The 24,345-nt window shown below is 58.1% G+C and carries 23 protein-coding genes and 2 pseudogenes; 15 read left to right on the top strand and 10 right to left on the bottom strand.

Annotation, left to right across the window (positions count from 1 at the left end; all coding sequences use genetic code 11):
* Positions 1-36 precede the first annotated feature (36 nt).
* The 3 genes from F8N21_RS19810 (at position 37) to F8N21_RS19800 (ending at position 6,178) form a co-directional block, all read left to right on the top strand.
* Entirely contained in the window at positions 37-1,842 is a 1,806-nt protein-coding gene (locus tag F8N21_RS19810) for a phenylacyl-CoA dehydrogenase (RefSeq protein WP_150643719.1), read from the top strand.
* Positions 1,843-2,267: 425 nt separating this feature from the next.
* Positions 2,268-4,064, top strand: coding sequence for an acyl-CoA dehydrogenase C-terminal domain-containing protein (locus F8N21_RS19805; RefSeq protein ID WP_150643718.1), 1,797 nt, complete (start codon positions 2,268-2,270; stop codon positions 4,062-4,064).
* Positions 4,065-4,399: 335 nt separating this feature from the next.
* Complete coding sequence (locus F8N21_RS19800; RefSeq protein WP_150643717.1) at positions 4,400-6,178, top strand: acyl-CoA dehydrogenase C-terminal domain-containing protein; 1,779 nt, start codon at positions 4,400-4,402, stop codon at positions 6,176-6,178.
* Positions 6,179-6,479: 301 nt separating this feature from the next.
* On the opposite strand, the pseudogene F8N21_RS31025 reads toward F8N21_RS19800, so the two are convergent.
* Positions 6,480-6,659, bottom strand: a pseudogene (locus F8N21_RS31025) (hypothetical protein); the annotation flags it as partial.
* On the opposite strand from F8N21_RS31025, the pseudogene F8N21_RS30505 reads away from it, so the two are divergent.
* Both F8N21_RS30505 and F8N21_RS19785 read left to right on the top strand, forming a co-directional pair.
* Positions 6,660-6,830, top strand: a pseudogene (locus tag F8N21_RS30505) (hypothetical protein); the annotation flags it as partial.
* A 42-nt stretch (positions 6,831-6,872) separates the two neighbouring features.
* Positions 6,873-7,031, top strand: coding sequence for a YqaE/Pmp3 family membrane protein (locus tag F8N21_RS19785; RefSeq protein ID WP_003228885.1), 159 nt, complete (start codon positions 6,873-6,875; stop codon positions 7,029-7,031).
* Between the two features lie 10 nt (positions 7,032-7,041).
* Here the strand turns inward: F8N21_RS19785 and F8N21_RS19780 are convergent, their stop codons facing one another.
* Both F8N21_RS19780 and F8N21_RS19775 read right to left on the bottom strand, forming a co-directional pair.
* Positions 7,042-7,674, bottom strand: a complete 633-nt coding sequence (locus F8N21_RS19780; protein ID WP_150643716.1) for a TetR family transcriptional regulator — start codon at positions 7,672-7,674, stop codon at positions 7,042-7,044.
* 169 nt (positions 7,675-7,843) lie between these two features.
* Complete coding sequence (locus tag F8N21_RS19775; RefSeq protein WP_150643715.1) at positions 7,844-8,314, bottom strand: hypothetical protein; 471 nt, start codon at positions 8,312-8,314, stop codon at positions 7,844-7,846.
* Between the two features lie 388 nt (positions 8,315-8,702).
* Between F8N21_RS19775 and F8N21_RS19770 the strand changes: the two genes are divergently transcribed.
* A complete protein-coding gene (locus tag F8N21_RS19770; protein WP_150643714.1) occupies positions 8,703-10,772 on the top strand; it encodes an AsmA family protein in 2,070 nt (689 codons plus the stop codon).
* Between the two features lie 101 nt (positions 10,773-10,873).
* Here F8N21_RS19770 and F8N21_RS19765 read toward each other — a convergent pair whose 3' ends face one another.
* From F8N21_RS19765 to F8N21_RS19755, 3 genes are all read right to left on the bottom strand, one after another.
* Positions 10,874-11,728: a hypothetical protein gene (locus tag F8N21_RS19765; protein ID WP_150643713.1), complete on the bottom strand. Its 855-nt coding sequence runs from the start codon at positions 11,726-11,728 to the stop codon at positions 10,874-10,876.
* Positions 11,658-12,419: a hypothetical protein gene (locus F8N21_RS19760; protein WP_150643712.1), complete on the bottom strand. Its 762-nt coding sequence runs from the start codon at positions 12,417-12,419 to the stop codon at positions 11,658-11,660. The genes F8N21_RS19765 and F8N21_RS19760 overlap by 71 nt, the downstream gene beginning before the upstream one ends.
* A gap of 312 nt (positions 12,420-12,731) precedes the next feature.
* Entirely contained in the window at positions 12,732-13,640 is a 909-nt protein-coding gene (locus F8N21_RS19755) for a LysR substrate-binding domain-containing protein (protein ID WP_150643711.1), read from the bottom strand.
* A 141-nt stretch (positions 13,641-13,781) separates the two neighbouring features.
* Between F8N21_RS19755 and F8N21_RS19750 the strand changes: the two genes are divergently transcribed.
* The 3 genes from F8N21_RS19750 to F8N21_RS19740 all read left to right on the top strand — a co-directional run bounded on the left by F8N21_RS19750 (position 13,782) and on the right by F8N21_RS19740 (position 15,722).
* Positions 13,782-14,420 (top strand): FMN-dependent NADH-azoreductase, encoded by a 639-nt coding sequence (locus F8N21_RS19750; protein WP_150643710.1) that lies wholly within the window; start codon positions 13,782-13,784, stop codon positions 14,418-14,420.
* A gap of 9 nt (positions 14,421-14,429) precedes the next feature.
* A complete protein-coding gene (locus F8N21_RS19745) occupies positions 14,430-14,735 on the top strand; it encodes a DMT family transporter (protein WP_150643709.1) in 306 nt (101 codons plus the stop codon).
* Positions 14,736-14,831: 96 nt separating this feature from the next.
* Positions 14,832-15,722: an esterase/lipase family protein gene (locus tag F8N21_RS19740; RefSeq protein WP_150643708.1), complete on the top strand. Its 891-nt coding sequence runs from the start codon at positions 14,832-14,834 to the stop codon at positions 15,720-15,722.
* Between the two features lie 170 nt (positions 15,723-15,892).
* Here F8N21_RS19740 and F8N21_RS19730 read toward each other — a convergent pair whose 3' ends face one another.
* Positions 15,893-16,780, bottom strand: a complete 888-nt coding sequence (locus tag F8N21_RS19730) for a DMT family transporter (protein ID WP_150643707.1) — start codon at positions 16,778-16,780, stop codon at positions 15,893-15,895.
* 97 nt (positions 16,781-16,877) lie between these two features.
* Between F8N21_RS19730 and F8N21_RS19725 the strand changes: the two genes are divergently transcribed.
* The 3 genes from F8N21_RS19725 to F8N21_RS19715 all read left to right on the top strand — a co-directional run bounded on the left by F8N21_RS19725 (position 16,878) and on the right by F8N21_RS19715 (position 19,259).
* Complete coding sequence (locus tag F8N21_RS19725) at positions 16,878-17,666, top strand: AraC family transcriptional regulator (RefSeq protein ID WP_150643706.1); 789 nt, start codon at positions 16,878-16,880, stop codon at positions 17,664-17,666.
* Positions 17,667-17,736: 70 nt separating this feature from the next.
* On the top strand, positions 17,737-18,039 hold the full coding sequence (locus F8N21_RS19720) for a PsiF family protein (protein WP_150643705.1): 303 nt from the start codon (positions 17,737-17,739) through the stop codon (positions 18,037-18,039).
* Between the two features lie 209 nt (positions 18,040-18,248).
* The gene (locus F8N21_RS19715; RefSeq protein WP_150643704.1) at positions 18,249-19,259 is read left to right on the top strand and encodes an AI-2E family transporter; all 1,011 of its coding nucleotides are present in this window, start codon (positions 18,249-18,251) and stop codon (positions 19,257-19,259) included.
* Positions 19,260-19,421: 162 nt separating this feature from the next.
* Here F8N21_RS19715 and F8N21_RS19710 read toward each other — a convergent pair whose 3' ends face one another.
* The gene (locus tag F8N21_RS19710; RefSeq protein ID WP_150643703.1) at positions 19,422-20,690 is read right to left on the bottom strand and encodes an Hsp70 family protein; all 1,269 of its coding nucleotides are present in this window, start codon (positions 20,688-20,690) and stop codon (positions 19,422-19,424) included.
* Positions 20,691-20,985: 295 nt separating this feature from the next.
* Here F8N21_RS19710 and cbpA point away from each other — a divergent pair, with 295 nt between their 5' ends.
* Both cbpA and F8N21_RS19700 read left to right on the top strand, forming a co-directional pair.
* Positions 20,986-21,936, top strand: a complete 951-nt coding sequence (gene cbpA, locus F8N21_RS19705; protein ID WP_150643702.1) for a curved DNA-binding protein — start codon at positions 20,986-20,988, stop codon at positions 21,934-21,936.
* Positions 21,937-21,938: 2 nt separating this feature from the next.
* On the top strand, positions 21,939-22,244 hold the full coding sequence (locus tag F8N21_RS19700) for a chaperone modulator CbpM (RefSeq protein WP_150643701.1): 306 nt from the start codon (positions 21,939-21,941) through the stop codon (positions 22,242-22,244).
* A gap of 173 nt (positions 22,245-22,417) precedes the next feature.
* Here F8N21_RS19700 and F8N21_RS19695 read toward each other — a convergent pair whose 3' ends face one another.
* Both F8N21_RS19695 and F8N21_RS19690 read right to left on the bottom strand, forming a co-directional pair.
* Positions 22,418-22,798 carry a DUF6124 family protein gene (locus F8N21_RS19695; RefSeq protein WP_150643700.1) on the bottom strand — a complete coding sequence of 127 codons (381 nt, stop codon included), beginning with the start codon at positions 22,796-22,798 and terminating at the stop codon, positions 22,418-22,420.
* 481 nt (positions 22,799-23,279) lie between these two features.
* The gene (locus F8N21_RS19690) at positions 23,280-24,095 is read right to left on the bottom strand and encodes an RHS repeat-associated core domain-containing protein (RefSeq protein ID WP_263597304.1); all 816 of its coding nucleotides are present in this window, start codon (positions 24,093-24,095) and stop codon (positions 23,280-23,282) included.
* Here F8N21_RS19690 and F8N21_RS31020 point away from each other — a divergent pair.
* Positions 24,000-24,257, top strand: a complete 258-nt coding sequence (locus F8N21_RS31020) for a hypothetical protein (protein WP_224788256.1) — start codon at positions 24,000-24,002, stop codon at positions 24,255-24,257. The two genes, F8N21_RS19690 and F8N21_RS31020, sit on opposite strands and share 96 nt — an antisense overlap.
* Positions 24,258-24,345 lie beyond the last annotated feature (88 nt).

The following is a 24,345-nucleotide window of genomic DNA, read 5'->3' as shown; positions in this document are numbered from 1 at the left end:
GTTCATTCCAGGATTCATCAGCAGAGGTTTATCGCTATGCCTGACTACAAGGCCCCCTTGCGTGATATTCGCTTCGTTCGTGACGAGTTGCTCGGCTACGAAGCGCACTATCAGAGCCTTCCGGCTTGCCAGGACGCTACCCCGGACATGGTTGACGCCATCCTCGAGGAAGGCGCCAAGTTTTGTGAGCAGGTGCTGGCTCCGCTGAACCGCGTGGGTGACATCGAAGGCTGCACCTGGAGTGAGTCCGGGGTTAAGACTCCGACTGGCTTCAAAGAAGCCTACAAGCAATTCGTCGAAGGCGGCTGGCCAAGCCTGGCCCACGACGTAGAGCACGGCGGCCAGGGCCTGCCGGAGTCTCTGGGTCTGGCCGTCAGCGAAATGGTCGGCGAAGCCAACTGGTCGTGGGGCATGTACCCGGGCCTGTCCCATGGCGCGATGAACACCATTTCCGAGCACGGTACGCCTGAGCAGCAAGAGGCTTACCTGACCAAACTGGTTTCCGGCGAATGGACCGGCACCATGTGCCTGACCGAGCCGCACTGCGGCACCGACCTGGGCATGCTGCGCACCAAGGCCGAACCCCAGGCTGACGGTTCCTACAAAGTCACTGGCACCAAGATCTTCATCTCGGCCGGTGAACACGACATGGCCGACAACATCGTCCACATCGTACTGGCACGTCTGCCGGATGCACCGGCCGGCACCAAAGGCATTTCCCTGTTCATCGTTCCGAAGTTCATGCCGAACGCTGACGGCAGCGTCGGCGAACGCAACGCTGTGACCTGCGGTTCCCTGGAACACAAGATGGGCATCCACGGTAACGCCACCTGCGTGATGAACTTCGACGCGGCCACCGGTTTCCTGATCGGCCCGGCGAACAAAGGCCTGAACTGCATGTTCACCTTTATGAACACCGCGCGTCTGGGGACTGCCCTGCAAGGTCTGGCGCACGCCGAGATCGGCTTCCAGGGTGGTCTGAAATACGCTCGCGATCGTCTGCAAATGCGCTCCCTGACTGGCCCGAAAGCGCCGGACAAAGCCGCTGACCCGATCATCGTGCACCCTGACGTACGCCGCATGCTGTTGACCATGAAGGCGTTCGCCGAAGGTAACCGTGCAATGGTTTACTTCACCGCCAAACAGGTCGACATCGTCAAATACGGTGTGGACGAAGAAGAGAAGAAGAAGGCCGACGCACTGCTGGCGTTCATGACTCCAATCGCCAAAGCCTTCATGACTGAAGTCGGTTTCGAGTCTGCCAACCACGGCGTGCAGATCTACGGCGGCCACGGCTTCATCGCCGAGTGGGGCATGGAGCAGAACGTTCGCGACAGCCGCATCTCCATGCTGTACGAAGGCACGACCGGGATCCAGGCACTCGATCTGCTGGGCCGCAAAGTGCTGATGACCCAAGGCGAGGCCCTGAAAAGCTTCACCAAGATCGTTCACAAGTTCTGCCAGACCAACGAAGGCAACGAAGCCGTCAAAGAGTTCGTCGAGCCTCTGGCGGCACTGAACAAAGAGTGGGGCGAGCTGACCATGAAGGTCGGTATGGCGGCCATGAAAGACCGTGAAGAAGTCGGTGCCGCTTCGGTGGACTACCTGATGTACTCCGGTTATGCCTGCCTGGCTTACTTCTGGGCCGACATGGCGCGTCTGGCTGCCGAAAAACTGGCTGCCGGCACCAGCGAAGAGGCGTTCTACACCGCCAAGCTGCAGACTGCGCGCTTTTACTTCCAGCGCATCCTGCCGCGGACCCGCACTCACGTAGTCACCATGCTGTCGGGCGCGAGCAACCTGATGGACATGAAAGAAGAAGACTTCGCACTGGGTTACTAAGCCTTAGCGCAGTCTTTCACAAAGCCGCTGCTCTCTCGGAGTAGCGGCTTTTTAGTATCTGCCTGACGACCGACAACCCTGTGGCCAGGGGGCTCGGTACGCGAACCGTAGCAGCTGCCGAAGGCTGCGTTCGGCTGCGCAGCAGTCGTAAATCCTGCTTCCACGGTGTGTCTGGAATACCGCGGCGCTTGATGTTACGACTGCTGTGCAGCCGAACGCAGCCTTCGGCAGCTGCTACGGTTCGTGTACGACGCCTCATTGCGTTCGGAAACTGTGTCATGGCCTTCGGTCAAAACCGCCGCGGCGCGGTACGCATGGAGACCGCTGCGGGTTGAGTGATGATGGCGCATTCAGCGTCTGGACTGTGATTGTTCGGGGCAGGTCGGCGCAGTAGCTTGGGTTATCTGCTACCGGAGAAAATCACCATGCCCGAGTACAAAGCTCCCCTGCGCGATATGCGCTTTCTGATCGACCATGTCTTCGACTTTCACACCCACTACGCCGCGCTGGGGGCCACCGACGCCAGCCCGGACATGGTCAATGCGATTCTCGAAGAAGGCTCGAAATTTTGCGAAAACGTGCTGGCGCCGCTGAACCGTTCCGGCGATGAAGAAGGCTGCCATTTTGACAATGGCGTGGTCACTACACCCAAGGGTTTCAAACAGGCTTTCGCCCAGTACGTCGAAGGTGGCTGGCACGGCCTCGCAGCGGATCCGACCTATGGCGGACAAGGTTTGCCGCACTCGCTGGGATTGGTGATCAGCGAGATGGTCGGCTCCAGCAACACGTCCTGGGGCATGTACCCCGGTCTGACCCACGGCGCCATGTCGGCGATCCACGCCCATGGTACTGAAGAACAAAAGCACACATACCTGAGCAAGCTGACCGCCGGCCAGTGGACCGGCACCATGTGCCTGACCGAAGCCCATTGCGGCACCGATCTGGGCATTATCAAGACCCGTGCCGTGCCCCAGGCCGACGGCAGTTACGCGATCTGCGGCAGCAAGATCTTCATCTCGGCCGGCGAGCACGACATGAGTGACAACATCATTCATCTGGTACTGGCCAAACTGCCGCAAGCGCCGGCCGGAACCAAGGGGATTTCGCTGTTTATCGTGCCCAAATTCCTGCCTGACGCCGGCGGCGAGGCGGGCGCGCGTAATGGCGTGAGCTGCGGTTCCATCGAACACAAGATGGGCATCAAGGCATCGGCCACCTGCGTGCTGAACTTCGATGAGGCCAAGGGCTTTCTGATCGGCGAGGCCAACAAGGGCCTGAACTGCATGTTCACCATGATGAACCATGCGCGGCTCGGCACCGGGATGCAGGGCTTGTGTCTGGGCGAAGCAAGCTTCCAGGGCGCAATCAAATACGCCCGCGAGCGTTTGCAAATGCGCTCCTTGACCGGTCCGAAAGCACCCGGGAAAGTGGCGGACCCGATCATCGTCCACCCCGACGTGCGCCGTATGTTGCTGACCATGAAAGCCTTCAACGAAGGCAATCGGGCGCTGACCTACTTCACTGCGCAATTGCTTGATGTCGCGCATTTGGGGGCTGACGAAACCCAGCGTCAGGATGCCGAGGACCTGCTGGCCTTCCTGACACCGATCTGCAAAGCCTTCATGACCGAAACCGGTCTGGAAGTGACCAATCACGGCATGCAAGTGTTCGGTGGCCATGGCTTCATCCGCGAGTGGGGCATGGAGCAGTTGGTCAGGGATTGTCGGATTGCGCCGATCTACGAAGGCACCAATGGCATTCAGGCGCTGGACCTGCTCGGGCGTAAAGTCCTTGGCAGTCAGGGCAAGCTGCTGCGCGGCTTTACCAGAATGGTCCACAGGTTTTGCGTGGCGAATGCCGAGCATCCACAGCTCAAAGGCTATGTCGCGCAACTCAACGAACTGAACCAGCAGTGGGGCGAGCTGACCACCCAAGTCGGCATGGCGGCGATGAAGAACCCTGATGAAGTTGGCGCCGCGGCCCTGGATTACCTGATGTACAGCGGTTACATCATCCTCGCCTACCTGTGGTTGCGCATGGCGCTGGTCGCTCAGGCGCAACTGGAGGCAGGCAGCGGCGACGGAGATTACTGCCAGGGCAAACTGGCGACCTGCGAGTTCTACTTCAAGCGCCTGTTACCACGCACGACCGCTCATCGGGCGGCGATGGAGGCGGGGAGCGATTGCCTGATGCGACTGCCTGCAGAGTTGTTCGCACTGTAGGAGCTGCCGAAGGCTGCGATCTTTTGATCTTGATCTTAAAAGCAAAGTCAAAAGATCGCAGCCTGCGGCAGCTCCTACGGTATTGGGTTCACCCGGAAATGAGGGTGAACGCGGTCCGGGTAGGAGCTGCCGCAGGCTGCGATCTTGGCGATCTCCACGCGCCGAGACTTTCTGGTCCGCCTGATCAGCGGAAACTGATGGCAAATCTCGGTGACTAAAAATTACATTTAAGTCACTAGCTGACCCTATGTGTCTTAAAAGTTGTTCGGGTACACTCAGGGTCTAGCATTAAATCGATCCTACGAATCACTTGTTAAGTTCTTGCGAGGTTTGCCATGGCTGACTACAAAGCGCCCCTGCGCGATATGCGCTTCGTCCTCAATGAAGTTTTCGAGGTCGCCAAACTCTGGGCCGAACTGCCTGCCCTGGCTGACACAGTCGATGCTGAAACCGTCGAGGCGATTCTCGAGGAAGCCGGCAAAGTCACCAGCAAAAGCATTGCACCACTGAGCCGGAGCGCCGACGAAGAAGGCTGCCAATGGCAGGATGGCGCCGTCACTACGCCGCAAGGTTTTCCCCAGGCTTACCAGACTTACGCTGAAGGCGGCTGGGTGGGTGTTGGCGGTGATCCGGCGTACGGCGGCATGGGTATGCCCAAGGCCGTTTCGGCTCAGGTCGAAGAGATGGTCAACTCCTCCAGCCTGTCGTTCGGTCTGTATCCGATGCTGACCGCCGGGGCGTGCCTGTCGATCAACGCGCATGCCAGTGAAGAACTGAAGGCGGCTTATCTGCCCAATATGTATGCCGGTATCTGGGCCGGCTCCATGTGCCTGACCGAACCCCATGCCGGGACCGATCTGGGGATCATTCGCACCAAGGCCGAGCCGCAGGCCGACGGTTCCTACAAGGTCAGCGGGACCAAGATTTTCATTACCGGCGGTGAGCACGACCTGACCGAAAACATCATCCACCTGGTACTGGCCAAACTGCCGGACGCACCGGCGGGACCTAAAGGCATCTCGCTGTTCCTGGTGCCGAAGTTCATGGTCAATGCCGATGGCAGCCTGGGCGCGCGCAACCCGGTGAACTGTGGTTCGATCGAACACAAGATGGGGATCCAGGCATCCTCCACCTGTGTGATGAACTTCGACGAAGCCGTGGGTTACCTCGTCGGTGAACCGAACAAAGGCCTGGCGGCCATGTTCACCATGATGAACTACGAGCGTCTGGGCGTCGGTATTCAAGGCCTGGCGTCTGGTGAGCGGTCTTATCAGAACGCCGTCGAATACGCCCGCGACCGCCTGCAAAGCCGTTCGCCAACCGGCCCGCAAGCCAAGGACAAAGTTGCCGATCCGATCATCGTCCACCCGGACGTGCGCCGCATGTTGCTGACCATGAAAGCCTCGAACGAAGGCGGCCGGGCGTTTTCCACCTACGTGGCCATACAACTGGACGCCGCCAAGTTCAGTGAAGATCCCGTCACCCGCAAACGCGGCGAAGACCTGGTGGCCTTGCTGACGCCGGTGGCCAAGGCGTTCCTCACCGATCTGGGCCTGGAAACCACCATTCACGGCCAGCAGGTATTCGGTGGCCATGGCTATATCCGCGAGTGGGGCCAAGAGCAATTGGTCCGTGACGTGCGGATTACCCAGATCTACGAAGGCACCAACGGCATTCAGGCGCTGGACCTGGTGGGTCGCAAGATCGTTGGGAACGGCGGGGCCTACTACTCGCTGTTCGCCGACGAGATTCGCCATTTCACTGCGACCGCCAGTGCTGATCTGGCCGAGTTCACCAAGCCGCTGAATGAGGCCGTCGATACCCTCGACGAGCTGACCTCCTGGTTGCTGGACCGCGCGAAAAACAATCCCAACGAAATCGGTGCGGCATCGGTCGAGTACCTGCAGGCATTCGGCTACGTGGCTTATGCCTACATGTGGGCGTTGATGGCTGAAGCGGCCTTCGGCAAAGAGGCACAGGACGACTTCTACGCCAGCAAACTGGGCACTGCGCGTTTCTACTTTGCCCGCTTGTTGCCGCGGATTCACTCGTTGAGCGCCTCGGTCAAGGCCGGCAGTGAATCACTATTCCTGTTGGACGCGGAGCAGTTTTGATCCAGGTAACATCATGTAAGCATTCTCTTACGTGACGCGCTGCTGTTCTCCCATAGCCCAGGATTGGATCCAGAGCTAATCTACTTCACATGGACGTCGCGCAGGAAGCGCAAAGCAACAACACGGACACGTAGGATTCTGCCAGGATGGCGGAGTGAAATGGATGTCAGGGAAACAGTCTGCAAAGCCCCGCCTCGGCGGGGTTTTCTTTTTTGTGGCGAGGGAGCTTGCTCCCGCTCGCGTGCGCAGCGCTCGTAAAAACCGACCCCTCGGTATGCCTGACAAAATGCAGTTGCTGGCTTTAGGGGCCGCTACGCGCCCCAGCGGGAGCAAGCTCCCTCGCCACAAGGCTCGCCCGTCGCCTGTCGGGCCCATTCATCATGTCTTCCAGCAGATTGCGCAGTAACTCCAGCGTGGCTTGTTGCCACTGCACATCGCGACACACCAGATCGACTTTCAACGGCACCCGCGGTTCGCTCAAGTGGCTAATGATTCGGCCGACGCGGTGGTCAAGGCCGCGCTTTACGAAGGCTTGCTGTTGAATGCGCCACAAGCCGATTGCCTGCGCTTTACTTCCGCACTGACCGTCAGCAAAGCCAATATCGACGAAATGCCGACAAATGAACCCTGCTGCTGGTTGCGGGTCGATTAGCTGTGTGGCTCACGCGAGCCGATTTTTATCAGGAGCTGACCCATGGACTTTATCCGCATCATCATCGCCATCCTGTTGCCGCCGCTGGGGGTGTTTCTGCAGGTGGGTTTCGGCGGCGCGTTCTGGCTGAATATCCTGCTGACCTTATGCGGCTACATCCCGGGAATCGTGCATGCGGTGTACATCATTGCCAAGCGTTGAGGTGCGTCGCTTACTCGGTGCTGCCCAGCCCTTGCCAGTGCTTGAGCCCGATAAAGATAAAACGCAGTTGCTGGGTGATTTTCGCCTGGGGCGTGAGGTGTTCGGGCAGCGCCTCGGCCGGAGGGTCGATGATGTCCGGCAAAGTGGCGAACACGCTTTTGACGATCAAGTCGGCCATGACTGTCAGGCCGTCGACCTCCAGGTGTTGCAGTTTCGGCATCAAGGCCAGGTCCGCCGCAAGGTCCGAGCTGATGGCTTCCCGCAGGGCGCCGATCGCCTGACGCACCGGCTGTGAGCCGCCATATTGTTCGCGGGCGAGAAATAGAAACTGCGAACGATTGGCTGCCACCACGTCGAGAAAGATTCGCACCGAGGCATCGATGATCCCACCCATGACAAATTCGTTGTGTCGCACCAGGCGGATGGTGGCACGGAAGGTCTGACCGACTTCACTCACCAGCACCAATCCAAGCTGGTCCATGTCGGCAAAGTGCCGATAAAAACCCGTGGGAACTATCCCGGCGGTTTTCGCCACTTCGCGCAGGCTCAGGCTGCCGAATCCTCGGCCGCTTTCCATCAAGTGGCGGGCAGCGTCCATCAAGGCGTTGCGGGTCTGTTGTTTCTGTTCGGCGCGGGGCAGCATCGGGTGGCTGATTTCTGGACAAGGACAGCGGCACACTCTAGCAAATCAACTTTGCCGGCGTCGAACTTGAGTAGAGGAGATAAGAGGCGGGTGGAGCAAAGGCGGGGCTATCTACACAAAAACAAAGCCCGATCCAGGGATCGGGCTTTTTCTCAGGGCCGGCATGGGCTTAGCTCACGGTCTGATGACGTTCGGCCAGGCGATCAGCACCGCCTTCGGCAACGGTTTGACCTTGAGGAGTGCTTTCGTAGCCATCTTCGGCAACGGTTTGACCTTGAGGAGTGCTTTCGTAGCCATCTTCGGCAACGGTTTGACCTTGAGGAGTGCTTTCGTAGCCATCTTCAGCTACGGTTTGACCTTGAGGAGTGCTCTCATAGCCATCTTCGGCAACAGTCTGACCTTGAGGAGTGCTCTCGTAGCCATCTTCAGCAACGGTTTGACCTTGTGGAGTACGGTCAGCACCATCGGCAGCGACTTTGTTACGTTCAAGCAAACGGTCTGCTCCCCCTTCAGCGACGCTTGGGCTGAACACCGAGTGACTTTCTTTTACTTGAGGAGTGGCTTGCTCGGCAGCAGGCAAGGCGAAGGCATTGGCCGCAAGTATCGAGAGTGTCAGGCTAAGCAGTAATTGGCGTTTCATGATCGGTGTGCTCCGTGGACGGGGGATAAAGTGGGTACGGAGCCAATGTTACTCGCGCTAAGTCGATAGAGAAGTTCATAAGGGCAATGGTAATAATCAACGGAATTGATTGTCCGGCGCGGAGGCTCTAGACCGGTTGTTTCAGGCGAGTAATCGAGCATTTTAAGTGGGAATATTCGACCCGTTTTCACTCTCGCGATAGTGCGAGGGGCGGTAACACAGCCAGCCGGGCATTCGGGAAATTGCCGATGGTTGCATTTAAATTGCCTTTCCTATTAAACCTGCGGGCCATTTGCCAGTCGTAGTTTTCATAGCGGGTCGCTTCCAGGCCTGGCGCTTCACACGTGCGTCGGTTCTGACGCTCAGCCGTATTCAGGAGTCCCGTGCAATGACGCGCACTCGTAAAATTCTTGCCTGGACAGTCGCCAGCCTGGTTGTTCTGTTCGCCGTACTGGTTCTGGTCATCGCGTTCTTCGATTGGAACCGGATCAAGCCGCCACTCAACGCCAAAGTCTCTGAAGAACTGCACCGACCTTTTGCCATCAACGGCGACCTGGCGGTGATCTGGCAGCGCGAGCCCGACGAGGGTGGTTGGCGGGCCTGGGTTCCGTGGCCGCATGTGGTGGCGCAAGACCTGAGCCTGGGCAATCCGGACTGGTCGAAGAGCCAGCAGATGGTCAGCCTCAAGCGCGTCGAGTTACGTATTTCGCCCCTGGCATTGCTGGCACAACGGCTGGTGATCCCGCGTATTGATCTCACCGAGCCCAATGCCACCCTTGAACGCCTGGCTGATGGGCGTGCCAACTGGATGTTCCAGTTCGACCCGAAAGACCCGAATGCCGAGCCTTCCAGCTGGGTAGTGGACATTGGAGCCATCGGTTTCGATAAAGGTTGGGTCACCCTCAATGATCAAAGCCTGAAAACCCAACTCGAGTTGCTGATTGATCCATTGGGCAAGCCCATACCGTTCAGCGACATCGTCGGTGACAAAGCGGCGAAAAATGCCAGCGAAAAGGGTTCTGCGCCACAGGATTACGCGTTTGCCTGGCAGGTCAAAGGCCAGTATCGCCAGCAGAACCTCGCCGGCACCGGCAAAGTCGGCGGCCTGCTGGCGTTGCAGGACGCCGCCAGGCCATTCCCGCTGCAGGCCCAGGTCAGGATCGGTGATACCAGCGTCGAACTGGCCGGGACCCTGACCGATCCGCTCAATCTCGGTGCGCTGGATTTGCGCCTGAAACTGGCCGGCTCCAGCCTGGGTAACCTCTACCCCCTGACCGGCGTGACGCTGCCGGATTCGCCGGCCTATGCCACCGACGGCCATCTGCTCGCCAAACTGCAGGAACCCGAAGGTGCTTCGTTTCGTTATGAGCAATTCAACGGCAAAATAGGCAGCAGTGATATTCACGGAGATCTGGCCTATGTCGCCAGCAAGCCTCGGCCCAGACTCAGCGGTGCGCTGGTCTCAAATCAACTGCTGTTCGCCGACCTCGCGCCGCTGATCGGCGCCGATTCGAATGCCAAGCAAAAAGCCCGTGGCGGCGAAAACAAACAGCCGGCGGGCAAGGTGCTGCCGGTCGAGGAGTTTCGTACCGAGCGCTGGCGCGCTATGGATGCGGACGTTGAGTTCACCGGCGAACGTATCGTCCACAGCGCCAGATTGCCGTTCACCGATCTCTACACTCACTTGATTCTCAACGATGGCCAGCTCAGCCTTGAGCCCCTGCGTTTTGGCGTGGCTGGCGGCAAGCTGGATGCGCAGATTCGTCTCAATGGCCGCACGACACCTCTGGAAGGCCGGGCGAAGCTGACGGCGCGCAACTTCAAGCTCAAGCAACTGTTCCCGACCTTCGAGCCGATGAAGACCAGTTTCGGCGAGCTCAACGGTGATGCCGATATCGCCGGTAGCGGCAACTCGGTGGCGGCGTTGCTGGGCAGTGCCAGCGGTGAGCTGAAAATGCTCATCAACGATGGCGCCATCAGCCGGGAGCTGATGGAACTGGTCGGGCTCAATGTCGGTAATTACGTGGTCAACAGGATATTTGGCGACAAGGAAGTGAAGATCAACTGCGCGGCGGCCGATTTTGATATCAAGACCGGTCTGGCCACCACTCGCTTGTTTGTATTCGATACCGAGAACGCAATTGTCTACATCGATGGCACGGTGAACATGGCCACCGAGCAGTTGGACCTGACCATTACTCCCGAATCCAAGGGCCTGCGGCTGTTCTCCCTGCGTTCGCCGTTGTATGTGCGTGGGCCTTTCATCAAACCGGATGCCGGTGTGAAAGGCGTGCCATTGATGTTGCGCGGAGCGGGGATGGTGGCGCTGGGCGCGATCGCCGGGCCTGCGGCCGGGTTATTGGCGTTGGTGGCGCCGAGTGGCGGGGAACCGAATCAGTGCGCGCCGTTGCTGGAGCAGATGAAGGCAGGCAAGGCGCCCAAGACAGTCAAAGGCTGAAGGCCGTGCCTTCATCTTCCTTGGGCGCTAATGGAATGTGAGGTCAATAGCGCTATGGGCGGTCGTCTCCAGCCTTTGCCTTAATCCGTTGGCCGAGGCTCTTATATTGGAAGCAGGTGGGTTTTCGATTTGCTGCCAAGCTTTTCAATGACCTGGTTTCTTACCGATGCGTATTTAGCTTCTATCAGGCAGGTAGACCACAGAGTGATTTCAACGGCGCCAAGGATATTATTTTCAGGGAGTGCCTGGTCAAGAATCGTGATGTCAACGGTATGGGAGGATTCGAACGATGCTTGAAATGAAATGATTGTTTTGTTTTCGCAAACGATTGTCAAAAGCGTACTGATAGTGACGGTGGTTTTTTCATCTCCTGGATTGTCTCCGAGTCCAGAAGTTGGAATGCTTTTCTTTTGGAGTTTATTCAGTATCGCTGCAATGGCGGGTGAGTCGTCGGGCAGCTGCTTTATGATGGATAATGCATTGGTCAACTGTTGCAACTGCTCTCTATGCAATACTTTGGATAAGCTGATTTGTGCAAGGCTTAAAACGCTGAAAGATTCAGCTTTGATGTTTTTGTTTTCAAAGCTATTGAGAGACCAGAACAATGTGCTGAGGATTTTTTTGTAGGCGGCGAACCAGGTGTCGACGCTGGTATTATCACTTTCGGCGACCAACTGTCCAAGCAGGGCGGAGTGCAGAACGTCTTTTTTGAAACTTTCGGGGTGTGAACCGAGAAATAGCGTAATGTTTCCGTTGACGATGTAAATGTCTGGTGAGAGAGGTGTCATAAGTAATCCGGATAAAATTGGCGAGATCTGCTTGCCATGATGGGCACCGGGAGCAATGTATTTACGGGCCTGGTACCCATCAGGTTTATTAAATAAATTATTGGAAACCCGGAATCCCTTCCAGGAAATCCTCGGCAGCTCGCCCAAGCTTTTTAAGGACGGATGCACGTATCTGATCGTAGACTTTTACGTTGAGATAAGCTGCCGTTGCCGCCGATTTTACAGTGGTCGATTGACTGGTCGACTTCCACCAGAGTATGCCTCGGCTACTTTCGCTGACATCCACGGATGTGCAGTTAAATATCATCATTGGCGAACCATCGCTGGTTTGCCAGACCGGAGAAATATCAAATTTTGCCTCGTGGCCGACTTTGGTATTGCGATTATAAATATCGATCAGCCCTTGGTCGTCTTTAATGCCACTCACGGCCTTGCCGGCAAGTTCCAGTAATCGAGGTGCATTAGCGCCGACAAGACCCTGTAGTATTTCAAAGGCCACCGCGTCCATCGTCAAGCCGGTCTTTTTAATGGTTATGTCCTTTACCTGATGGGCCTGAGTGACCCACCCGAGTTTGGAAAGGCCCTCGGTATAGAATTTGTACCATTCATGCAGCTGTTTGGTTGGGTCGTATTTTTGAGAGGCGGCGTTCTGCATAAGCAGTTTGCAGTTGTCAACATCCTCGCGATTTTGTACGGCTACACCCGGGAGATATACATTCATCATTTCCGGACCAACAGTACCACTCTCTTTGGATGGGTCGATCGGTGGGATGAGAGAGGCGACTCGAGGCGTCCTGTATGGTGCGGGTGTTGGTTTTGGCAGTAATTCAATGAATTCGAGACGTTGTTCCATGTGCATGATAGTAGTCCTTTACTGGTTAGGGTCTGTGCAAGTTGTGTGGTTGCGAAGTTGAAGATAAGCCAACTGCTCGGGATGTACAATAGTGCTTTGTAACTGAATAGTTCTTTCTGGCGCGTAATAAGTTGGTTGTCAGTAAGTGTTGCTTGTTTGTTGTTGGTTGAAGTTGCAGGGGTTCGGTAGTGAGGGCGCTTATATATGAGAGCGCTTGTTTGTCATTGCGCCTTCAGGGAACTCGGCGAGGCCTGCTAAGGTGTACGTGACAATAGAAGCGTATTTTTTATGCGATTTAACGATAGACGCTGTATAGCGTTACTTGACGGGCAGGGCATGACCCGAGAGCAACGCCTCTTCGCGCAACCACTGGAAGAATGCCCGCACCGGCGGATGTCGCTCGCGCCCGGGCACGCAAAGCGCGCTGTAGCCGGCGCCGTTAACGTGGATATCGGGGCGATAGGGTTGCAGTAAACCGCTGGCGACGCTTTCCGAGACCAGAATGTTGCTCGCCAGTACCAGGCCCTGGCCGGCAATCGCCGCTTGCAGGGCGTAATGCTCTTCGTCGTATTCGCGGATCATCGGCTGGCCTTCGAGCCAGTTCTCCCCAGCCTGTGCGCACCAGGCTTCCCAGCCATAAGCGTAGAGTTTGGAGTTGTGCCAGCGCACGCTGATCAGCGTCGGTTGCCGGGTGGCGGCCAGAGCGATTTGTTCGGGTGAGCCATAGACCGCAAAACACTCGTCGAACAGGCACAGCCCGTAGAGATTTGGGTAGTCGTCGAGGCTGTAGCGAATCACCAGATCGACGCTTGCGTCCTGATGCAAATCGATCACCTCGCAGTGGGTGTCCAGGCGCAGGTTGATGTTCGGATGGCGGGCATAGAAGCGCCCAAGTCGGGGCACCAGCCACAGCGTCGCAAAGGCCGCCGTGGTGGAAATCATCAGGTTGGCGCTGCTGCGTTGCGGGCGCAGGGTGTCGACGCTTTGCGCGACCTCCAGCAATGCGCCATGCAGGCTGTGGAACAGCCGTTCGCCACTTTCGGTCAGGCGCACCTGGCGGGGCAGGCGTTCGAACAATGACACGCCGAGCCAGCTTTCCAGCGAGCGGATCTGATGAGACACCGCGGTCGGGGTGACCGACAGCTCTTGGGCGGCAGCCTTGAAACTCAAGAGGCGCGAAGCGGATTCGAAGGCGCGCAGGGCGGTCAGCGGTAGCGAGGCAAACATCTGAGGGCTCCATGGATGAAATGAACTCATCCTGAATGACTTCTGATCAGTTGAAGGGGAGCAGCTGCGAGCTTCAAGCTGCAAGCCACAAGCTTTGAAGCAGTTTGGTCTTTTGATATTAGCCCTTTCACGGAGATTCAGATGAACAGAATTCTTGCCATACACGCCAGCCCCCGGGGCGAACGCTCTCACTCCCGGCGCTTGGCGGAGGTGTTTCTTTCGGCCTGGCAGGCCATTCACCCTGAATCGCAGCTGACCCGTCGCGAGGTCGGGCGGGCGTTGATCCCGCCGGTTAACGAGGAATTCATCGCTGCTGCGTTCTACCCCGAACCCGACGCCCGGCCACTGTCGATGCAGGCCGATCTGGCGTTCAGCGATGAACTGGTGGCGGAGTTGCTGGGGCATGATCTGTTGGTGATCTCGACGCCGATGCACAACTTCAGCGTTCCGAGCGGTCTCAAGGCCTGGATCGATCAGATCGTGCGCCTGGGCCTGACATTCAACCACTCCCTGGACAATGGCGTCGCGCAGTATGAGCCGCTGGTACGGGGCAAAAAGGCCCTGATCATTACCAGTCGCGGCGGACACGGCTTCGGCCCCGGTGGTGAAAACGAGGCGCTGAATCATGCCGATCCGCTGCTGCGCACCGCACTGGGCTTTATCGGCATTGATGACATCACGGTGGTCGCGGCCGAGGGCGAAGAGTCGGCAGAACGCACCTTCCTGGTCTCGTCTGCCGAGGCTGAACAGCGTTTGCTGGCGCTGGCCAGGATGTTTTGAGGAGGCATCATGGCCTGGGTGTTTTTGCTGATCGCCGCGGGTTTCGAAGTCACCTTCGCCATGGGCATGAAGTACGCCGAAGGTTTCACCCGACTCTGGCCGTCGCTGCTCACGGTGGTGGCGGCGGTGGGCGGTATCTGGTTTCTGACCCTGGCCATGCGCGAACTGCCGGTGAGCATCGCCTACCCGATCTGGACCGCCATCGGTTCATTGGGCACGGTGTTTCTCGGTTTTGCGTTGCTGGGTGAGAGTCTGACGGCGATCAAGCTGGTGTCAGTCGGGCTGATCGTGGCGGGGGTGGTCGGGTTGAAATAACGTCATGGGCTTGTCATGCCGCCGGCCGATGCTGGCACATTCCCCAGCCATTGCGTCTAGGATGGCCTGATCAGCTCAGTTCAGGGACGTACGCCCATGTCGCAAGAGTCCGCCACCCGTTATCCATTGGTGCTGGTCCCGGGGATGTTGGGGTTTATCCGTCTGGTGCTGTACCCCTACTGGTACGGGATTATTCCGGCCTTGCGCCGTGGCGGGGCTGTGGTGATCGCGGTGCAGGTCTCGCCGCTCAACTCCTGTGAGGTGCGTGGTGAGCAGTTGTTGCTACGCATCGAAGAGATTTTGCGCGAGACCGGCGCCAGCAAAGTCAATTTGCTCGGCCACAGCCAAGGGGCGCTCACCGCGCGTTATGCCGCGGCCAAGCGCCCGGATTGGGTGGCCTCGGTGACCTCGGTGGCGGGGCCTAATCATGGATCGGAGCTGGCGGACTATTTGCACACTCATTACCCGGGCGACAGCCCGCTCGGGCGGGTGCTGAAAGTGCTGATTCGACTGATCGCGGCCTTGATGAGTCTGCTGGATACCGGCTATCGCGGGCCGAAATTGCCAGTGGATATCCATGCTGCACACCAAGCGCTGACGAGCGAGGGCGTCGCCCTGTTTAACCAGAAGTACCCACAGGGCTTGCCCGACACTTGGGGGGGGCAGGGAGCCGAGGTGGTCAATGGGGTGCGTTATTACTCCTGGTCCGGGACCTTGCAACCGGGCAAGACCGATCGCGGGCGCAACCTGTTCGATGGCACCAACCGCAGTTGCCGGTTGTTTGCCAGAACCTTCGTCCGCGAAGCCGGGCATTGCGACGGGATGGTCGGGCGTTACAGTTCCCATCTGGGCACGGTGATCGGCGATGAGTATCCGCTGGACCACTTCGACATCGTCAACCAGTCTTTGGGGCTGGTAGGCAAGGGCGCTGAGCCGATTCGGTTGTTTGTCGAGCATGCACAGCGGTTGAAAGTGGCGGGACTGTAATTGCGTTTCGCAGTCCATTGTGGCGAGGGGGCTTGCTGTGGCGAGGGGGCTTGCCCCCGTTGGGTCGCGCAGCGGCCCTAAACCTGCGATCACATTTTGTCAGGTACACCGTATTCATAGGTTTTGCGGCTGCTGCGCACCCGAGCGGGGGCAAGCCCCCTCGCCACAACTCAAGCAATCCTAACCCTGCGCCCTAGCACCGTCCTCCAGCGCTCCGACACAATCACCCCACCCAAGGTCAAGGCGCCACCGACCAGGTGATACAGCGCCAATTGCTCCTGCAGCACCACGGCGGCAATCAATGCGGTGATCAGCGGCAACAAGTTGAAGAACAACGTCGTGCGGCTTGGCCCCAGGCGTAGCACCGCTTGCATCCAGGCCAGTGGTGCGATCATTGAGGCCAGCAGGCAGGCATAGAGCACCAGAGGAATATTCTGCAGGGTCAGGCCGACTTTCGGTGAGGTGAGGAACAGCGGAAACAGCACCACCACCGCTACCAGTACCTGCAAGTAGAGCAGCACCAGCGGTGGCAAACGCAGCTGCCATTTTTTCAGCAGCGTGCTGTAGATCGCATAAGCCAGGGTGGCGATCAGCATCATCCCGTCGCCCAGGTTCACGCCGTGTTCCAGCAGCGCGCCGAGGCTGCCGGAGGACACCACCACCAGCACCCCGGCGAACGACAGTACCGCACCGGCCAGCGCACCGGCAGTCAGGCGTTGACCCAGGCTGACAATCGCCATGGCCAGCGACATCAAGGGCATCAGCGACAGGATGATCCCCATGTTGGTAGCCGAGGTCAGGGTCGCGGCGAAGTAAGCCAGACTCTGATAGACCGCCATACCGAGCACGCCGAGGATAAAAATCTTGCCCAGGTTCGGCCGGATCAATGGCCAATGGGCGATCACCGGCTTGAGCATAAAGGGCGTGAACAGAATCCCTGCCAGCAGCCAGCGGTAGAGACCGATCTCGGCCGGAAAAATCGCCCCGACTGCCAGTTTGTTGATCACGGTATTGCCGGCCCAGATAAAAATGGCCAGCAGTGGATAAGCGTATTGCATGGGGACAAGCCAGAGCGTAAATGAACGGGGATTATCCACCTGTCCGGATCAATGCCTATACTTCGATCCAGACAACCCGCCTCTGTATTCGGACAGCATGAACAAAAAGCCCATCGATCTTCTGGATTTCAGCGGTTTGCCGACGCCGGTGTATTTTCGCTATGCCGATTTCGACGCCCATAGCCATGCATTGGCTCACCGCCACCCTTGGGGCACTCTCGAGTATTCGGCCTTTGGAGTGATGCATATGGAAATTGCCGGACGGCGTTTTATGTCGCCGCCGCAATACGCGGTGTGGGTACCGCCGGATACCGAGCATAGTTTCTACAGCGCCCAACCGATCAATTATCGCTCGGTCTGTCTGGCGCCCGAGCTGTGCCGCGACTTGCCGCAGCAAGCCTGCACGCTGGCCATCAGCGACATACTCAAGGCCATCCTCAAGGACTTCGCGGCTCGCGACGTGAAGATCCCTGAGCACGAAACCGATGTTCGCCTGGCCCAGGTGCTGGTCGACCAATTGCAGAAAGCGCCCACGCATACCTGCTATTTGCCTTACGCCAGCAGCCCCGCCTTGCTCAGTGTGCTCGAAGCCCTGCAGGCCGAGCCGGGGGATAACCATCCGCTGGCGCACTGGGCCGATCAGGTGCATGTCAGCGAGCGCACTCTGGCCCGGCAGTTTGCCCGCGAGTTGGGCATGAGTTTTGGCGAGTGGCGTCAGCGTCTGCGCTTTCTGGCGTCGATCGAAGCCCTGGACAGTCAGCGCAGCATCCAGGAGGTTGCGTTCGACATGGGCTACAGCACCGGGTCGGCGTTTATCGCGATGTTCCAGCGCCAGGCCGGCTGCACCCCCGAGCAGTATCGACGGACCCGTTTGCAGGTCAGGTGAAGGTGTAACGAGGTTTGTCTACACTCCGACAGAGGCCGTGCCCCTCGGTGCGGTAACAAGGAGAAACTCCATGAAGATGTTGCGCATCCCTTTGTTGATGGTGGGTCTGCTGATCTGTTCCCAGGGCTTTGCCGCCACTGCCCAACAGAACAAGATGACCACCTGCAACGCCGAGGCCACCGCGAAAACCCTCAAAGGTGACGAGCGCAAAGCCTTCATGAGCACGTGCCTCAAAGCCGCACCGGCAGAAGCCGCCAAACCCATGACGCCTCAACAGGAGAAAATGAAAACCTGCAACGCCACCGCCGCCACCCAGGTGCTTAAAGGTGACGCGCGCAAAGCCTTCATGAGTGAATGCCTGAAGAACAAATAATCCGTGAATTGTACTGCGGTCTAGTCATGTGGGAGCGGCGGTGCGGCGATCCGACTTGCTCGCGATACAGGCACCTCGGTGTATCTGATGACTGCGGTGATGCTATCGCGAGCAAGCTCGCTCCCACAGGTTGTCCCCCCAATCCCTAGTGTTGGCTCCAGAACGCTGGCAGACTGCCGATCCTCTATCGCCGTTCGTTTTGAGGCTTTATGCCAACGTTTTCGCAGCGTCATCTGTTGTACTTCAGTTGGGTGATCATTTTTGGCGGGTTGTTGCTGGTCTTGCCGCTACGGCTGTTGCCGAGCCTGCTCGCCGGGTTGTTGGTGTTCGAGCTGGTCAACATGCTTACCCCGCAACTGCAACGACTGATCGAAGGACGCCGGGCACGTTGGTTGGCGGTGGCGTTGCTGGGTACTCTGGTGGTCAGCGTGCTGACGCTGATCTTTGCCGGTGCTATCAGTTTCCTGCTGCATGAAGCGGAGAATCCCGGGGCTTCCCTGGACAAGTTCATGCTCGTGGTGGACAAGGCCCGCGGGCAGTTGCCACCATTTATCGACGCTTATCTGCCGGCCAGTGCGGCGGAGTTCCGGGTAGCCATCGGCGACTGGATGAGCAAGCACCTGAGCGATCTGCAACTGGTGGGCAAGGACGCGGCGCACATGTTCGTGACGCTGCTGATTGGTATGGTGCTCGGTGCGATCATCGCCTTGCAGCGGATCCCGGATCTCACCCAGCGCAAACCGTTGGCCGCGGCGTTGTTTGATCGCTTGACCCTGCTGGTCAAGGCGTTTCGCAATATTGTCTTCGCGCAGATCAAGATCTCCCTGCTCAACACCATCTTCACCGGGATTTTCCTGGCCGTGATTCTGCCGATGTTCGGCATCAAGCTGCCGCTGACCAAAACCCTGATCGTGCTGACCTTCCTGCTCGGCCTGCTACCGGTTATCGGTAACCTGATGTCGAACACCCTGATCACCATCGTCGGCCTGTCGCTGTCGATCTGGGTGGCGATGGCGGCGCTGGGTTATCTGATCTTTATCCACAAGCTGGAATACTTCCTCAACGCGCGGATCGTCGGCGGGCAGATCAGTGCCAAGTCCTGGGAATTGCTGCTGGCGATGCTGGTGTTCGAGGCCGCGTTCGGCTTGCCTGGGGTGGTGGCGGGGCCGATTTATTACGCGTATCTGAAGAGTGAGTTGAAGCTGGCGGGGTTGGTTTAGCGCGGGAAGCCTGTTGTGCCTGTGTTGTCAGTGCTGGCCCCATCGCGAGCAAGCTCGCTCCCACCTTAGATCTCCTGTGCACATAAATACTGTGAACGGCAGAGATTCAATGTGGGAGCGAGCTTGCTCGCGATGGAGTCGCCTCGGTCTCTCAGGGAGAACTCAGCAGCCGTACCGCTTCATGGCCTCGATCGCCAGACCGCTGCCGATGCTGCCAAAGATATTCCCTTCCACATGCCGCGCGTTCGGCAGCATCGCCGAGACGCTCTGGCGCAGGGCCGGGATGCCGCTCGAGCCGCCGGTGAAGAACACCGTATCGACCTGATCGACGCGTACATCGGCATCGCTGAGCAGTTGGGTGACGCTGTTGCGGATGCGTTCCAGCAGGTTGTCGATGGCCGACTCGAACAGCGCCCGGCTCAATTCCACACTCAGGCCCGGTTCGATGCGATCGAGCGGTACATGACGGCTTTCGGCCTGGGTCAGCTGGATCTTGGTTTCTTCCACTTCCATCGCCAGCCAGTGTCCGGCGCGCTGTTCGATCAACTTGAACAGGCGATCGATGCCGCCGGTGTCTTCGATGTCGTAGCGCATGCTGCCCAGCGCCAACTGGGATTTCTGCGAGTACACCGAGTTGATGGTGTGCCAGGTCGCCAGGCTCATGTGCTGACTGGTGGGCATGTAGGCGCCGCTCTTCATCCGGCTGCCGTAACCGAACAGTGGCATCACGCCCTGCAGGCTCAACTGCTTGTCGAAGTCGGTACCACCCACATGCACACCACCGGTGGCGAGGATGTCGTCGTGGCGGTGGTCGATGGCGCGGCGCTCGGGCGACAAACGCACCAGCGAGAAGTCCGAAGTACCCCCGCCGATGTCGACGATCAGCACCAGCTCTTCGCGTTCGATGGTCGACTCATAGTCGAAAGCGGCGGCAATCGGTTCGTACTGGAAGGACACATCCTTGAAGCCAATGGCCCGTGCCACGTCCACCAGGGTGTTTTCTGCTTCCTGGTCGGCCAGCGGATCATCGTCGACAAAAAACACCGGCCGGCCGAGTACCACTTCTTCGAACTCACGACCGGCGGTCGCCTCGGCGCGCTTCTTCAGCTGGCCGATGAACAGCCCGAGCAGGTCCTTGAACGGCATGGCCGTGCCGAGCACGCTGGTATCGTGCTTGATCAGCTTGGAACCCAGCAGGCTTTTCAGCGAGCGCATCAGCCGGCCTTCGTAACCTTCCAGGTACTCGTGCAGCGCCAGCCGGCCGTAGACCGGGCGGCGTTCTTCGATGTTGAAGAAGACCACCGAGGGCAGGGTGATCTTGTCGTCCTCCAGCGCGATAAGCGTTTCCATGCCGGGGCGCAGCCAGCCGACAGTGGAGTTGGACGTGCCGAAGTCGATGCCGCAGGCACGGGCTGGAGATGCGTTTTTCATGTCTATCGAGTTCCGGTTAAAAAACGGCCGCGCAGTGTATGCCAGTGCGGCGAATAATCGTAGGCCGACTATCCGCTAAATCGCAGCGATAAGCGTCTTGAAAGGCTATCCTTCGCCCCAAACTTGCAGGCACGGCCCTGGCAACCTGCGCGCATTCAAGAGTTGGGCGCCGGTTGTCGATAAACTTCTGACGCGCTGCCCGGTCACAAGATTGAGATCGGTCAATCCAAATGCGGTTAAAGAGAGCATGCTGTGCCTGGCTGCGCGATATCGATAACGGATGGTGATGCCCTCGATGGACTTCAAAGACTATTACAAGATTCTCGGTGTGGAGCCGACGGCGGACGACAAGGCGATCAAGGCCGCGTACCGCAAGCTGGCGCGCAAATACCACCCCGATGTCAGCAAGGAAAAGGACGCCGAGGCGAAATTCAAGGACGCCTCGGAAGCCTATGAGGCACTGAAAAGTGCCGACAAACGCGCCGAATACGACGACCTGCGCAAATATGGCCAGCATGGCCAGCCGTTCCAGGGCCCGCCGGGCTGGCAGGGACGTGGCGGTTTCAGTGGCGGTCAGGACACGGGCGATTTCTCGGACTTTTTCAGTTCGATCTTTGGCTCGCGTGGCGGTGGTGGTTTCAGTGGTGGGCAATCAGGCCGTAGCACCGCTCGTCGAGGACAAGATGTGGAAATGGAATTACCGGTTTTTCTAGAGGAAACCCTGTCGACCGAGTCGAAGAAGGTCAGCTTCCAGGTGCCGCAGTACAACGCCGCCGGCCAGCACGTCAGCAACACCAGCAAAAGCCTGAACGTGAAAATCCCGGCCGGCGTCGCCGACGGCGAGCGCATCCGCCTCAAAGGCCAGGGTGCCCCGGGCGTGAATGGCGGGCCCAATGGTGACCTGTACCTGATCATCCGCTTCGCGCCGCATCCGAAGTTCGATGTCGAAGGTGAAAACCTGATCGTCACCCTGCCGCTGGCCCCTTGGGAACTGGCGCTGGGCGCTGAAGTCGGCGTGCCGACCCTGACCGGCAAGATCCATCTGAAAGTCCCGGCCGGCAGCCAGAACGGTCAGCGCATGCGGGCCAAAGGCCATGGCCTGCTGAACAAGGCGGGGCACCGTGGTTATCTGTTCGTGCAATTGAAAGCGGTCATGCCCAAACACAGCGACGAGGCGGTCAAGGCGTTGTGGCAGGAACTGGCGGAAAAAGCCGCTTTTAACCCGAGAGAACACTGGAGTAGCTGATCATGAGCAGTCCCCTGATCGTTCAACTGGGCATGGAAGAATTCTGTGAGGCGACCGACCTGTCGGCCGTCTACGTGATCGAAATCGTCGAACACGGCATCCTCGAACCTCAGGGCAAGGCGCCCAAGGATTGGTTGTTTACCGACTACGAACTGGCCCTGGCCAAACGTGCGGCCAAGCTGCGCCGCGATCTCGAGCTGGAATGGGAAGGGGTCGCCCTGGCCCTGGACCTGCTCGAGGAGGTCCAGCAATTGCGGGCCGAGAACCGGATGCTCAAGCAGCGGTTGGGGCGGTTGGTGGTGGAATGATCCGGGAACATTGTTGACCTTGAGGCCGCTATCGCGAGCAAGCTCGCTCCCACAGGTTATGTGTCGATCACACAGGCTGGCCTGACATAAATCCACTGTGGGAGATCCACTGTGGGAGCGAGCTTGCTCGCGATGGTCTTCAATTCACCAATATCTACCTGACAAACCACGCTCTACCCCTTGCCCGAACACCCCCGCCGATCCACCTGCTCCAACGCCTGATCCACCAACAACTTGCACAACTCGACCATCTGATAAATCCCCAACGCCACGCTACGCCGCGAACCTTCAAGCTCAAAGGCCAGGTCGCCGGCGATGGCATTGACCGACGCCAGCGTTTCGGAGGCATTGGCCAGCAGGCTTTCGGTGTCGATGTGGGTGGCGACGGTGAAGAGATTTGTCGTGGGGGAGTCGGAACTGCGGAGGTTGTCGAGTGACGGCTTGAAGTGATGATCGAGGGCTCGTTCGGCTGCCTCGTGGAGCTTTTTGGGATCGAAGGGATCGTAAGGGGGAACGCTTGGGGTTTCTGGTGGATCGGGGGTAATCTTTTTCATAGTGAAGCTCCTTGATCAAATGGAGCTGCCACTACCTGCTGTCAAACAAATGGGTGGCAGCTGTACGCGGGTTGACAGACCGAGGATCAAGGAACCCGGCGCACCCGAAGATGCCCCACGCACAGCCGCCATAATACGGAACGGCGGACACAAAAAAAGTGCCGACTGTTCGCATAGCGGCACTTGCATGCCTTGATACTATTCGGTCTGTCAAAACCGGTCGCTGATTTTGCAAGCGACCCGCGAAGATTATCCGCGGCACTCAATCAACGCAACCCTCAAACCTCGTCGGAAAATTCTTGAGCGAAGTGCCCGCTCTTGATGGTTACTGGCATCACGGACCTCATAGCGGGCAAGCCTCGCTCATGCATTGGACTGGTGTCTGTCGCAGTAAATAAATCCGTCCCCTTTTTTACACTTTTTTACCTTTTTTACACTTTTTTAATGATCGCTTTTTGACGAGCCCTGATTGCAGAAGGGATTATTCCCGTATTCTCTTTCCGCCTCTAATTTGCTCTTTGGCTGCTTCTATATCAAAATATGTTGAACCATCAGCACGACGCATATTGTAATTTGGAAGCAGTCTGTCAGGAACAGGCGGAGGAGGCGGACCCGGACGCAAGACGATTCGGTCTACACCTTGAGCATCACGACCAGCATCGTGCCACTGTAGAGGGCGCCTGGATGGACCAGGGTTTGAGGCGAACATTGCGTTAGCCGGCGTCGAGCTCCTTCCAGAGGGACCGTGAGGGGTCCTGGCGATTTCCTCAAGATATCGGGACCAAGGTATTGTTTCCGGTTCTGGACTCCGTGGTGGCACCCAACTCCGGTAATTATCAGGTAGGCCCATTGACCTATTTCTTTCCACTGAGCTGGATACGTGCGAGGACGGCGAAGACGTCGCACCTCCAGCGGATATGGGTGTGGCCGTAGAAGACGAGGCCGTTGGAACTGCTGCATACTCATTACGGCTAACTGGTGCTAGACCGCGACTTTCAAGAGTTCTTCGAACGTTGAGTGTGGCAGTGGTATTCCTGAGGGTAGGTGGTGAGTGGGGTGGACTAGATGCACCAGTTGTACGAGCTCTCCAAAACCTCCATCTCATATGCCCTGTCGGATCCGAAAAATTCACCGGATCCCCCACGCAGTACATATATGCATTCAACCCACCCCTTCCAAACGGGCTCCAACTGTCCGGGCTATGAAAGCGCATCAATATCGGGTTGTAAGCGCGGTAGCCGTTACCCAGCAAATACCAGCCAATACGCGCCTCGCGCAATTCACCGTTGAAACCCAGGCGCGTCGCGATCTCTTGTTGCGCGGACTGTTGGCCATAGGCGGAATAGGCGATGGAATTTGGTTTGTCCTCCGCGATTTCGGCGAGGACGGAGTTTTTATCGTCGGTTGCCAGCAGGATGGTGCGTTGTTGGCGCGAGTTGTTGTGCTCATCAACCATTGAGTGGGTCATGAAGAGGCCGTCCTTGTTGAGCTCGTCGACTTTAATCAAGGCCCCCAGTTTTACTCGTTCTGCATAGCGCTGGGTACTA

It is taken from the genome of Pseudomonas fluorescens, from assembly GCF_902497895.1.
GTDB lineage: Bacteria > Pseudomonadota > Gammaproteobacteria > Pseudomonadales > Pseudomonadaceae > Aquipseudomonas > Aquipseudomonas fluorescens_BP.
This window is presented reverse-complemented; position numbering and strand designations above follow the sequence as displayed.